The sequence below is a fragment of the Vibrio bathopelagicus genome, assembly GCF_014879975.1.
Taxonomy (GTDB): domain Bacteria; phylum Pseudomonadota; class Gammaproteobacteria; order Enterobacterales; family Vibrionaceae; genus Vibrio; species Vibrio bathopelagicus.
The window spans coordinates 331,242-344,532 of sequence record NZ_CP062501.1 but is presented as its reverse complement, the minus strand read 5'-3'; the positions used below and the strand labels follow the sequence as shown (position 1 = coordinate 344,532).

The following is a 13,291-nucleotide window of genomic DNA, read 5'->3' as shown; positions in this document are numbered from 1 at the left end:
AAAGCGAGGAATCATAAGCAGTAAAGCAAAGTGCTTCACACGTTGGTTGAGTTCTAAAAACATGATCGAAAAATGTCGGAAAGAGAAGTGATCAGTGGAGGCTCAACGAGCATGTTTATGTATCCGTTGTCTGAGCTAAAAATAAGGGTTGGCACCTCTGCCAACCCTTATATCTTGCTTATCAATTAGAACTTGGTGGAGTTCCCTCACCATTAGAAGCTATTGCATCAATTTGCACCAAGGCTCCCATCGGAATGTCAGACACCCCAATGACGGTGCGCGCAGGTAATGCACCTTCAAAGTAGCCAGCACACACATCATTAAGTACATCTAAGTCGGCCATATATCTTACTTGGATGTTGAGCTTCACGATGTCATCCATGACATGCCCAACGCCTTCAATCACTTGTTTGATGTTTTCTAGACACTGCATCGCCTGCTCTTTTGCGCCATTCGCAACAATCGCTCCAATTCTTGGATCCAGCGGTAATTGAGCAGAGATATTGTTGTAGTGTGAAAAGGCCACAGTTTGTGTTGAAAGCTCGCTTACAGGTGCAGCTTTGGTATTGTTCGCTTTAATTACAATCCCATGTCGGTCTTCAACGGCTTGTGGCGGTGTGCCATCACCGTGCGACACAGTTGCATCCATCTGTACTAACGCTCCCATCGCTAAGCCTTCAACAACAGTTACTGAACGTGCTGGCATATAGCCCACAGATCTTGCAATCGCCGAGTCAGGGAAGAAGGTGGTGTACACTTCATTGATGGCAGCAAGGTCATCAAGGCTTCTCACATGGATGTTAACCTTTACGATGTCATCAAGTGGGACTTCAATGCTTTCCAGTATCGATTTGATATTTTTTAGGCATTGAATCGCGTGCTCTTTTGCTCCGCCAACAACGATATTGCCCGATTGAGGATCAATCGGTAACTGAGCTGAAATATGATTATAGTGAGAAAAAGCGACCGTCTGAGTAGATAAAGAACTGACTGGTGCGTTCTGGGTATTTCTCACGATTTTGACTAACTCACAAGCATCTTGTGGGTAAGTACCTTCACCATTCGAGATCACGGCATCCATTTGCAAATGAGCACCTTCGAGCGGTAAATCAGCAACAGCAAGTGCCGTACACGTTGGTGTGTAACACTGGAAAAACGATGCATAAACTTCATTCACAGTGTCGAGATCGGCAATGTTTTTCAAGTATACGTTCACTCTCACAACATCGTGCATTCGGTGTCCAATGCCCTCCACGATCGCTTGAATGTTCAATAAGCACTGCTTTGTTTGATCTTCTAAAGAGCCAGAGATCAGGCTACCCGTTTTAGGATCAATCGGTAATTGAGCAGACAGGTTATTGTAATGTGAGAATGCCACCGATTGTGTTGAGAAAGGGCTCATTGGTGCATCTTCAGTATTTCTTGAAACTTTAATAATATCGGCATTCATGTCGATATATCTCCTATTCGAGTATTGATGTCAGATAGAGCCAATTAGCTGCATGTTTACCGACATTTAAAAACAAAAGGTACAAAAATAGCCGAACCAATAAATCGTGATGAATACTGGTTCAGCTTGATTCGTACTACACAATAGAGGCTTTACGCCCCCACAAATAAACCTCTACAGAGTACTTAGGAAGCTGCTGATTTTTTCTTCATGATGCTTAACGGTCTCTTGCGTTGGGATCACTGCATCTTTATGTGTGAAGTACACTAAAATCGCCATCTGAGCTGTTAGTCGGTTTTCAGCCTCATCGAACGCTACTGAATATTCACTTTCTAGTGCGCCACGAGTCACTTCTTCTTTGTCATTCGCAGGTAGGCAGTGAAGCAACATTGCGCCTGGGCGAGCCTTAGCCATTAGCTCTTCGGTGATCACATAGTTAGGCATGAATGCCGCAAGGCGCTCTTCCTTCTCATCCATTTGAGTCACCCAGTAGAAGCTATCGCCATACACCACATCACAATCACTGATGCGCTCTACATCATCAGTAATTTCAATCGTGCCACCAGACTCTTCACAGAAGTTCAGCGCCATGTCGATCCACTCTTGTTCCATGTGGTATTTCTTAGGACCAATTTGCTTGAAGCCCATACCGTACTTAGCACACGTCAACATCAGCGAACGACACACATCTGTCGCATCGCCCATGAATGCCAATGTTAAATCGGACAATTTACGTCCATCTGTGATGTGCTCTCTGATCGTGTAGAGATCAGCTAGCATTTGAGTTGGGTGGAAACGTGTATCTAGGCCGTTGATCACTGGCACTGTCGACATTTCAAGTAGGCCATCTAGTGTCTCAGGGCTGTTAGTACGAGCCATGATGATGTCGCACATACGTGATAGCACACGAGACGTATCATCAATCGACTCTTTACCACCTAAGTGAATATCTTTTGGTGATAGAAATAGTGCATGACCACCCAATAATGTTGCCGCCACCTCGAAAGAAACACGTGTACGAGTAGAACCCGCTTCAAAGATCATCCCTACTGACTTGCCCTTGAACAGTGGCGGGATTGCGTTGTCTTTGCGCGCCTGTTTCAGATGAGTCATCAGCTCCATCATGTTGTCCATCTCTTCTACAGAGAAATCTTTCATGGAAACCATGTGCTCTAGGTTTGCTTTGTTTAGTTCAGTTGCGCTAGAAGAAGGTAATTTCATAATAAGTTCCTATTTTTCATAATTTTGTGTGCGGTTCTTTTCCGTTCACTTTGATGGCAATTTGATTTCGAAGACCTGCCATCACTTTCAAGAACCGCTACGTTTTGGATTAAATTGGTTTACTGTTGTAACTAAACTCTTGGTACTTGTTGGGTGATGCAGTGGATATTGCCGCCACCTAACAAAATTTCTCGAGCTGGGACGCCGTTCACTTCGTAGCCTGGATAAATATCTTCTAAGATCCCGATAACATCGTTGTCGTAGCGCTTATCCAAAAGCGGCAACACAATTTGGTTATTGGTAATCAGGTAATTGGCATACGATGCCGCTAAACGCTCACCCGCTTCTCGCTCCATTCCGTCGGCGATATCAATGCCTGCTGCCTCTTCTTCTGTCATGAATAGAGGGCCTGGCATTGGCAGCTTGTGTACCTTTATCTGACGGCCTTTGGCATCTGTCTGACTGGTGATGTAGTCATAGGCTTCTTTGCTGATCTCATATTGAGGGTCGTTCTTGTCATCACACCACGTTAGAACTACTTCGCCCGGCTTCACGACGTGGAGAATGTTGTCCACGTGACCATTGGTTTCATCGTTGTATAAACCACGAGGCAACCAAATCACTTTCTCAACATTGAGGTGTTCGCAAAGCACTTCCGTTAGCTCTTCTTTGCTCATGTCTGGGTTTCGGCTTTCGTGCAGTAAGCACTCTTCTGTTGTGTAGAGTGTCCCTTCGCCATCAACATGAATTGAGCCACCTTCAAGCACGATTGGAGCGCGGTATCTAGAATCACGGATGGTTTCACACATCTTTTGAGCAACTTGGTTGTCGCGATTCCACGGTGAATACAACCCATCCACAAACCCGCCCCATGCATTGAATTCCCAATCCACACCTCGGCGTTCACCGCTGTCATCAACAACATAAGTCGCACCGATGTCGCGCATCCAAGAGTCATCTGTCGAGATTTCCAAGACTCGAATGACCTCTGGTAAACGAGAGACTGCGTTATCGTATTGATCTGAACTCGCTAGCATGGTGACTGGTGTGGTATGGCTTATCTTGGTAGCAACGTCTGCAAACACAGCTTGTGCTGGTTTTGCTCCATTGCGCCAGTTGTCGGTGCGCTCTGGCCAAGCCATCCAAATTTCGCTGTGTGGCTCGTGTTCTCCTGGCATTCTGAAGCCATCATGTTTTGGAGTAGTCTCAATCAGTTTTTTCATCGTTATGTCCCCTAAATTATGCTTTAGCTTCTTTTTTATCTTGCGTATCGGCTGTGTCGTTATCGTCCGAGCCTTGCTGTTTCTTACGCTTTAGTGCGCCTAGTAGAATCCACTCACCAGCGAGGATCGTGGCAATCACGCCAATCAAAACAGGTCCTGTGTATCCCCAATCTGCAACGGTGAGATCAAGAGCCTCAGGGAAAATAAACAAGATCACGGCTTGAAGGACGACCAAAAAACAAACAATCGACATGACCCATTGAGCCGCCATACCACCCGGAACTTTGAATGGGCGTTCGCGTTTACCATCAACTACGCGGAGCTTTAGGTATGCCGGGAACATGAACAGGTAAGGAAGTAAGAAAATGCAGCTAGAAAAGGCAAATATCGACCAGAACAAATCATCATTGCCCTGAGCAAACAGCGCGTAAGACAAAATGACGACCGTTGATACTGTGCCGGTAATGTTGTTTGCACCAACCGGAGAACCTTTCTCTGAAACTTTAGCGACAGGGGCTGGAAGTTCACCTTCTTGAGCGGCTTCAGCAGCAGCTCGGCTGGCGCCCATTGTCCAACTCACCATGTTGCCGATAAGCGTTAACAAAGCGAAAGTACCGAAGATGTAGACCATCGCTGTACCAACCACACCAGTGCCGAAAAGTGTTCTAAATGTGTCGATAAGGCCAGACACCAAACCAATGCTTTCGACAGGTAGCGCCATCAAAATGCCTACCGTACCGAAGATGTATAAGAAAGCGGTGATACCGATAGAGAGGAAGACGGCCTTAGGCATATCACGAACGTCTTTCATTTCTTTAGTCATGGTCGCAACCAGTTCAAAACCCATTAGGTTGAACACAATCGCAGGTAAGAACGAGACGGCAGAATCCAATGAAGGCATCATAGCTGGCAACGTAAATTCGTTAGCAACGCCGTTTTTCATTGCATAGATAAAGCCGCCCACACCCAATGTACTGATCACGACAATTTTTAATATTGCGCCAATATTGGTGACCCACACACCGATGTCGGCAGACACATTACAAATCAAAACCGTTAGCCAAGTCAGTAATATACAGATGGCGATTTGTCCCCATAAAGACAGATCTGGCATGAAGAGTTCGGCAAACATCCCTGCAAACATGATGTATACCGCAGGCATCCATAAACCAACGTTAATCCAGTAAAACCACGTTGTTCTCACTGCCCATTTAAAATTGAAGGCTTGTTTTACCCAATCGTAAATCCCACCTTCACCTGGGTAGGTGGTACTCAGTTCGGAAGTAATTAAACCATATGGAATGACAAAGAAGACCAGCATTAACACCCACCAGCCAATGGCACTGACACCAATACTGGCTGACGCGGTTAATGTGTCGACCACCAAAACTGCACACAGTGTAAAGAGTGCAATTCCCGTAACCCCCATTTTTCCTTGCGTTTCGTTACTCATCTCTTAGCTCCTTAATCTCTAATTCGGGATTAATTAAACGGCAAAGCGATGAAGTGAACTGGGATGAAAATTGAATATCGGTTTTACACAAACGAGTTCGGGGCAAAAACAAAATAAACCCAACAAATATTAGATTTATAATGCTAAAAGTCGGAATACTTGATTTTGGTCAATAACCATTCGATTAATAAATACATTTTCTATTTCAAAACCAAGATCACATATCTAGTTAATCTAGAGATAATTAAGGCTTTCTGTGACATATAGGCGACTAAAAACATCAAATATTGAGCACAAATCGAATTGTGATTTTTATCCCCACGACACCAACAATATTTAAATACAATTCAAACCAACTTATTTGCCCTGAGCAAAATATTATTTGGAGAGTTAAATATGTCGAAGCCTATTATTGTTGTTGCTGTCGGTGGGAATGCTTTACTACAGCGTGGTGAAGTAATGAGTTGTGAAAACCAAAAAAAGAGCATCGCGCAAACCGCAGGCTCTTTAGCTGAGCTAAGCAAAGACTACCGTTTAGTGGTGGTGCACGGAAATGGCCCTCAAGTAGGACTGCTCTCATTACAGAACAATGCTTACAAAGACTGTCCACCTTATCCATTTGATGTACTTGGAGCTGAGACTCAAGGGATGATTGGCTACCTTATTCAGCAAGGATTGAACGCTGCGATTAAAGACCGCTTTACGACCACGATTCTGACTCGAATTGTTATAGACGAGAATGATCCTGCGATTGCCGACCCTACCAAATTTATTGGCCCTATCTATACAGAGGAACAAGCCAAACAACTCGCAGAAGCTAACCAATGGATTGTGAAACCTGACGGCGTACACTGGCGTCGCGTGGTGCCATCACCTTCACCCAAAGAAGTGCTAGAAATAAAAGCCATCAAAGACTTGCTAGAGAAAGAGCACTTAATTATTTGTGGCGGTGGTGGCGGTGCGCCAGTCGTAGAAAAAGATGGCGCTTATGTGGGTTTTGAAGCGGTAATAGATAAAGACATGACCGCTGCACTCATCGCAGAAGAAATCGGCGCAGAGCATTTGTTGATCCTCACCGACGGTTCCCATGTTTGTTTAGATTGGGGAACACCAAAAGAAGAGAAGCTTGAAAACGTGTCAGTTGAGCAAATGAAAAAGTACACGTTCCCAGCCGGTTCAATGGGGCCGAAGGTCGACGCATGTTGTCAATTTGTAGAGAAAACAAAACAGCACGGACACATTGGTGACCTATCGAGCGCACTAGAGATCATAGAAGGTAAAACGGGGACACATATTAAGGCTTAACATTGGCTTATCATGTTTTATATAAATAAAGGGTAATAAAGTCTAAGTTTTGATATTCCAATTGGAACTTTGATCAAAAACCCTTTATGTTTTTTGTGTTCCAAATAAAAGTGAGGACCATTAGATGCGCAAAGTAACAACCGAAGAAAAATTAATTCGAATTCATGACGCTGTTGTGCAACTAATGGAACGCCGTGAAGCAACTGATATTTCAATGTACGATGTTGCTAAAGAGTGTGGAATGGCAACATCCACGGTTTATCATCACTATCCAAATATAGAGAACTTATTCCATAACCTGCTAGATGACGTATTTATTGATTTCGACTCTCTGCTCGGTAAATGTATAGATGCCGAGCATGTTAGTCATTGGACTGATATCAACCGTATGATTGAAACAGCCTATGTGAATTATTATAACAATAACCCGATAGCTAAAAAGCTTATTTTGGGTCGTCATACATTCACCGAATTAGGCCATGCGGACACCGAAAATGACTTAATTCTGGGTAAAGAAGTAGAAACGATTTATCGACAATTTTTTGATGTACCTCAGTTACCACAATCCATCAATGTCTTCGCTATTTCACTGCAAGTCGCTGATAAAATCTATTCTTTGTCGTATCGTCAACACGGCCATATCACCCCAGAGCTCGCTAACGAAGCCATTAGATTAACCGAATCATATCTTCAGCTATACATCCCTCACATTTGCCCTAAAACGATACGAACGCACTAGTCTTCGGCAAAGGCAGTTTTGAGGTTTACCCCAACCACAAATGTCGTTATGGTAATTTGGAATACCATCATAAAAACAAGGACTGTCAGAGAGCATGAATAGCACGATTGAGACCATTTTGGGGCATCGCTCCATTCGCCAATATACGGATCAACCTATAGATAAGCAGCACCTCGATTTAATTGTTCAGGCAGGCCTTGCCGCATCGTCATCGAGCTTATTACAGGCTGTTTCCATCGTTAGAGTGACAGATAAAGATAAGCGAAAACTGCTAGCCGAATACGCAGGAAACCAAGCTTACGTTGAGAACGCAGCCGAGTTTTTGGTGTTCTGCATCGACTATCAACGCCACGCGCAGATTAACCCTGAAGTAAAAACCGACTTTACCGAGCTAACTCTGATTGGCGCCGTCGATTCTGGCATTATGGCGCAAAACTGCATGCTGGCCGCGGAGTCATTGGGATTAGGTGGCGTATACATTGGTGGCTTACGTAACAGCGCACAACAAGTCGATGAACTGTTGGAACTGCCACAACACACGGCCGTGCTATTTGGTATGTGCTTAGGTCACCCAGCGCAGCAGCCAGAAATCAAACCCCGCCTTCCTGCTCATGTGGTGATGCACGAAAACCAATACCAACCATTGAGCCTAGATGAAATCGCTAGCTATGACGATTCAATGCAGAGCTACTATGCCAACCGCTCAAGCAACCAAAAGCAAAGCAGTTGGTCACAGCAGATCACTCAAAAGCTCTCTGGTGAATCTCGCCCACACATTCTGCCGTACTTGAACAGTAAACAGCTGACCAAGCGATAGCTCTAAAGCTGCTCTAAAGACAGAAAGAGATTCCGATGAGCGAGCTCCGTTTTCGTCATCACAAACAAAAATGTCAGCGTATTATGCGCTGACATTTTTCATTTCTACGATGCTGATTCTCTTACAGATATTTCTCAATTGGCAGTAGCTGTAGGAAGCCTGACTGCATTCGTTCCCACTTACCGGTTTCTGGTTCGCTGTCCCAACTTTGGTCACCTGAATACCAATACACGTCGCCATCTTCAAGCTCCAAACGCCAGCTGTTGTCTTCACTCATCGCTTGTTCAATGGTATCGGCCAGCGTTTCAGCAATCGCTTTGTTGTCGATGATCAATACCGATTCCGTATTTAGGTAGGTCGAACGCAGGTTGAAGTTAAACGAGCCGATACTCGCAATACTGCGGTCAAATACGACTGATTTAGCGTGTAAGCCATAGGCCGTCTCAGGCGCACATTTCGACATGTCTTGAGTCGATGCTTCACACAGCTTGGAATCTGGTTTTAACTCAAACAAGTCGATGCCATGTTCTAACATGTCGTAGCGTCGACCCGCGTAAGCAGAGTGATTGGTCACCAGATCATTAGAGGCCATTGAGTTAGTCAGTGCTTTTATCTCAACGCCGCTTTTGTTCAACACTTGCCACTCTTCCAACTGACCGTCATCAAACACTAAGTAAGCCGATTCGAGCAAGATCTCTTGTTTAGATTCACTGGCTAGCTGCCCTAACAGAACCGCCGTTGCTTTCGGTTCGTCGGTATTGTCTGAATCGATAGGCACAGGGCGATCATAAGCAAAACGAGCATTCACCCAAGTCATCTCATCTAGAGCCTCTTTCAGCAGGCTATCTGCCGCTTCACGATTTAATGGTAACTCTGGGTAGTTTTTGTATTGTGGAACCGTTATATCGTCAATCTTTGAAAGATCCGGTTGTTCCTCGTCACCTAACATATCGACAGGGTAAGACCAACGGCTGTCCCAATACTCAATAAAGCTGGTTTGGATAGTGGTAACGACTGTGCCCATCACCAATACATCACGATCTCGGAAGTTGATTTCATCAGAAAGATCGAAATATTCATCACCAATATTACGTCCACCAACCACAGACAAGGTGCCATCTACGGTAAACGACTTGTTGTGCATACGGCGGTTTAAGCGAGAGAAGTCGCCAAGGAAGCTCAACCACTTACTGAAACCACGGCGCGTTGGTGTTGGGTTGAAGATGCGGATCTCGACATTCGGGTGAGCGTCGAGTGCTGATAATAGCCCTTCACGCTCATTGAGGTTGATGTCATCCAACATCACTCGAACCTTAACACCACGATCAGCGGCTGCTAATAAACGGCTAGCTAGATATCTGCCCGATTCATCGGAGTTCCAGATGTAGTATTGAATATCAATGGTGTGTTCTGCACTTTCAACCAACGCCAATCGCTGCGCTAAAGCATCCCAACCAGATTCTTGTAAACGAACGGCGGTCGTCGCCTGCTCTGATGCTGGTTGATATTCATCTGCCAAAACCGACAAAGTGCTTGGTCCATAAGAGGTGTACGGTTCTGCAGAGTGGTCGATGCCTTCTGGTAATGAAGAACAACCGCCCAGAATAGCGGCTAAAATTAAGGTTAAACTGATGCGTTGGAGCGCAGGCATGTGTCTGACTTCCTTTTCACGATGACGTCTTTGAGAATGGCCTCGACAGCTTTACAACTATCAAGCTATTCGGGTTTATTCATTGATTATTACTGCTAAATCCAGAAATTTATAGGTAATTATCCAGTATAAATAAAACTTAGTTACTCAATCGTGGAGAATACACCACCTAAGCCCACTATCCGGCGCTCAATCTATGCGGCAAGATCACGATGATTTCAGTTGTTCGATGGCCAAACAATAGAGGCCTAAAGGCTTTCTGACCATCTCAATCGTAATCTCTGTTCTATCTGGGTTACAGTTCAATGCAAGCGCGTAACCGTGTAAATAGTCCACTAGCAAATGAAGGGCGTCTTCGGTTTGCTCTGATGTGAGATTCAGCGGGCTCAACACCGCTTCAAAGCGTTCACTAAACACCTCAACGGGCCCAAGCGATTTCATCGTTAGTAAAGTTTCTAGCAGCCCACGGTAGTCATTCAACACCGACAGGTAACTCACGCTAAGCTGATAAAGATTCTCTTGCCACACTTGGTTTTGCTCAGGCAGCGCCACTTCTCCGACTAAAGAGACAGTGATCGATTCCAAGAGATCATTTTTGTTTTTGAAGTAATGGTATATCGCCATCGCATCCACGCCGAGCTCTGTGGCTAACCCTCTGATACTCGGCACTTTACCGCCTTCGCGCATCATGCCTTTTGCCGTATCTAAGATCTTTTCTGCACTCAGTTGGCTTGATCCACTCTTTGGTCGACCTCGCTTTTGATCCTTGACAGCCATAACACCACCTCTTAAACTTAATTTCTACACTGTAGAATATTTTAATTTAATACAGCGTAAATGCCAAGTTCCTGTTCAATTTCGGAGTTAACAATGTCAAATATTGTCTTTATCGGTACGAGTCTTGATGGTTACATTGCAGACAAAAACGGTGGTCTAGATTGGCTACAAGCCATCCCAAATCCAGAGGGTGATGACATGGGGTACAACGCCCATATCGATCGTATCGATGCTTTGGTAATGGGCCGAAACACAATGGATATGGTGCTGAGCTTCGGTATTGATTGGCCTTACACAAAACCGGTTTATGTTTTGAGTAACACGTTGACGGAAGTGCCTAAGGAACTCGAAGGTAAAGTGTTCTTGATAAAGGGTGAGCTCACTCAGATCGTCGAAGACCTAAACAGCAAAGGCCTTAACAATCTGTATATTGATGGCGGTGTGACCATTCAAAACTTCCTGAAAGAAGACCTGGTTGATGAACTGATTATCTCGACGATCCCTGTCGTTCTTGGTGGTGGCGCTCCGCTATTTGGTGACTTAGTCTCTCCTCTCGACTTTACGCTGAAAAGTGTCACCACTTACCTTGATGAAATCGTAACCACTCACTACTTACGTAAGCGCTAAGCATATACTTATTACTAATGTAACTATCAGCATCGTAAACATTGTTCACGCAGTATCGATTCAGTAGCGCCTACACAACACTACCCAAAAGTAGTACCATTTATCGCATCTCATTCTTAATGGTATCTGGATCTTATGAAGCTTTTGGTCGATCGCACTGGTGAACAGTTTTTAGAAATTCTGGAAGAGTCGGGAGACAAACTGACGGTTCAATTCATTAGTAATGAAGGCAATCGAAAGGGCAAGCCGTTTCAAGATAGCTTGAGTGGATTATTCCTCACAGGCTGGAAGCCTCGCACGACCTCAACCGCCATTGGCCTAGAGCGCTTTAAGCAAGGTAAATTACAAGATCCAAAAGTGAGCTTTGCGCTTCACCAACTCTACCCACTTGGTCGAGACGTAAAATTGCCCTCTGGAGATATAGCCACAGTCGCAAGCTACGCCAATACCCACAGCGATGGCTACTACATGTTTGTGCGTCTTAATGACGAATTGAAGCGCCTGAAGATGACACCAGAATGGGAGCTACTACCTTCTGTTGTGAGATTAGCGCTACCTTATTATCCAGCCCCAAGAAGCCAACAAGAACTCGACAATATTGATGACTTCGATGCTTGGGCGGGCGGGTTTTAACCCAGTCAAAGCCCGTTAACTTAACGGGCTTGTTACTGAGCGTTACGATGTTTGAGAACCGCTCATAGCCAAGTCTACTGACGAGTTCTGCTTTGACTGCCATTTATCCACGACCAGTGCAGCAATCATGTCACCTTCTACGTTAATCGCGGTACGGAATGTATCTAGTGGGCGTTCAATAATGAGCAGAATCGCGATCGCTTCCAGTGGTATACCGGCGGCCAATAACACCAGCTGCATGCCAGACATAGACCCAGATGGCATACCCGGAGCGCCTACGGAAGAGACCATCGCCATAATGAAGATCATCACCAAGCCAGAGGTTGTGAGATCAACACCAAACAGTTGAGCCAAGAAGATTGCCGCTACCCCTTCGAAAAGTGCCGTACCATCCATGTTCATCACCGCGCCAAGTGGCAACACCATGCTACTGGTACTTTGCGATACGCCGAGCTTTTCTTCTGCACTCTTCATCGCCAGTGGCAAGGTAGCAGAGCTTGATGACGTTGCGAACGCCATCGCCATCGGAGCCGAGATACCTTTGAACAAAGTGCTGAGACGAATCCCAGTCATCACCTTCGCAATAGTCGGTAATACAATCGCACCGTGAATCACAGTCAGCACAAACACGAGCAAAGCAAACAATGCCAATTGCTCAAACAGTGACTCACCACCACGAACTGTAAAATCGAGAACAATGGCGAAAACCGCGAGCGGAGCTAAATGAATGATCCAACCAACAATGGTATTGATGCTCTTGTTCAAGCCATTCAGTACTTCAAAGATCGGGTGTTTTTCTGGCAATGAAGAAAGTAGAGCAATACCTAGCATGAATGAGAACACGACAATCGCGAGCAAGTTACCATTGGTTAACGCCGCTACCGGGTTCACTAGTGCCATACTAAAAAGCTTGCTGGCAATCGCGGCTCCGCCTGCAGCATCTTCGCTTATGAGTTGAACACCATCTCCAACCGGAGCGAAGCTAGTTAGTGGCTCCCAAGCAGGCAGCAACAGTGAGGCACCCAAGCCCAAAGAAATGGCCACCAAAGTCGTGAAGCTATAGAAAAGCACCGTATTGCGGCCAATTTTCTTCAATCGAGTTATCGAGCCAATGCTTGTTATGCCTTGCAATAACGAGAATAAAACCACTAACCCAACGACCATTTTTAGCAAGCCTATATAGGTAGTTTTGCCAAGCATTAAGAACTGATACCAACCCGATTGGGTTACATCAGATGTTGGAGAAATAAGTTGTGCCAGAAACCAAGCAAGCAATGCAGCTAGCATCAGTTGAAGAGGTAGAGAGTGGCGAAGTTTGGTCAACATAAGGACGATTCCAGTAACCCTGTAGGACAATTCAGATACCTTTATTAAAGGGAAACGCCTTTAATAAAG

12 protein-coding genes are annotated in these 13,291 nt (G+C 45.1%); 5 read left to right on the top strand and 7 right to left on the bottom strand.

Features of this window, described 5'->3' with window-relative positions; translation table 11 throughout:
* Positions 1–181: 181 nt before the first annotated feature.
* The 4 genes from IHV80_RS17955 to IHV80_RS17940 form a co-directional block, all read right to left on the bottom strand.
* Complete coding sequence (locus IHV80_RS17955; RefSeq protein WP_192891706.1) at positions 182–1,450, bottom strand: RidA family protein; 1,269 nt, start codon at positions 1,448–1,450, stop codon at positions 182–184.
* 174 nt (positions 1,451–1,624) lie between these two features.
* Complete coding sequence (gene argF / locus IHV80_RS17950; RefSeq protein ID WP_004732254.1) at positions 1,625–2,671, bottom strand: ornithine carbamoyltransferase; 1,047 nt, start codon at positions 2,669–2,671, stop codon at positions 1,625–1,627.
* Positions 2,672–2,802: 131 nt separating this feature from the next.
* Positions 2,803–3,894 (bottom strand): agmatine deiminase, encoded by a 1,092-nt coding sequence (gene aguA, locus IHV80_RS17945; RefSeq protein ID WP_192891705.1) that lies wholly within the window; start codon positions 3,892–3,894, stop codon positions 2,803–2,805.
* A 16-nt stretch (positions 3,895–3,910) separates the two neighbouring features.
* Entirely contained in the window at positions 3,911–5,347 is a 1,437-nt protein-coding gene (locus IHV80_RS17940; protein WP_192891704.1) for an APC family permease, read from the bottom strand.
* Between the two features lie 396 nt (positions 5,348–5,743).
* On the opposite strand from IHV80_RS17940, the gene arcC reads away from it, so the two are divergent.
* The 3 genes from arcC to nfsA all read left to right on the top strand — a co-directional run bounded on the left by arcC (position 5,744) and on the right by nfsA (position 8,208).
* On the top strand, positions 5,744–6,652 hold the full coding sequence (gene arcC, locus IHV80_RS17935; RefSeq protein WP_192891703.1) for a carbamate kinase: 909 nt from the start codon (positions 5,744–5,746) through the stop codon (positions 6,650–6,652).
* Between the two features lie 124 nt (positions 6,653–6,776).
* Complete coding sequence (locus IHV80_RS17930; protein ID WP_192891702.1) at positions 6,777–7,391, top strand: TetR/AcrR family transcriptional regulator; 615 nt, start codon at positions 6,777–6,779, stop codon at positions 7,389–7,391.
* A 94-nt stretch (positions 7,392–7,485) separates the two neighbouring features.
* Entirely contained in the window at positions 7,486–8,208 is a 723-nt protein-coding gene (nfsA, locus tag IHV80_RS17925; protein WP_192891701.1) for an oxygen-insensitive NADPH nitroreductase, read from the top strand.
* Between the two features lie 121 nt (positions 8,209–8,329).
* Here the strand turns inward: nfsA and IHV80_RS17920 are convergent, their stop codons facing one another.
* Positions 8,330–9,859 (bottom strand): phospholipase D family protein, encoded by a 1,530-nt coding sequence (locus tag IHV80_RS17920; RefSeq protein ID WP_192891700.1) that lies wholly within the window; start codon positions 9,857–9,859, stop codon positions 8,330–8,332.
* A gap of 207 nt (positions 9,860–10,066) precedes the next feature.
* A complete protein-coding gene (locus tag IHV80_RS17915) occupies positions 10,067–10,636 on the bottom strand; it encodes a TetR/AcrR family transcriptional regulator (RefSeq protein WP_192891699.1) in 570 nt (189 codons plus the stop codon).
* A 60-nt stretch (positions 10,637–10,696) separates the two neighbouring features.
* Here IHV80_RS17915 and IHV80_RS17910 point away from each other — a divergent pair, with 60 nt between their 5' ends.
* A complete protein-coding gene (locus IHV80_RS17910; protein WP_192891698.1) occupies positions 10,697–11,263 on the top strand; it encodes a dihydrofolate reductase family protein in 567 nt (188 codons plus the stop codon).
* A 135-nt stretch (positions 11,264–11,398) separates the two neighbouring features.
* The gene (locus IHV80_RS17905; protein WP_176679180.1) at positions 11,399–11,896 is read left to right on the top strand and encodes a hypothetical protein; all 498 of its coding nucleotides are present in this window, start codon (positions 11,399–11,401) and stop codon (positions 11,894–11,896) included.
* Between the two features lie 42 nt (positions 11,897–11,938).
* Here the strand turns inward: IHV80_RS17905 and IHV80_RS17900 are convergent, their stop codons facing one another.
* Positions 11,939–13,222, bottom strand: a complete 1,284-nt coding sequence (locus tag IHV80_RS17900) for a dicarboxylate/amino acid:cation symporter (RefSeq protein ID WP_192891697.1) — start codon at positions 13,220–13,222, stop codon at positions 11,939–11,941.
* Positions 13,223–13,291 lie beyond the last annotated feature (69 nt).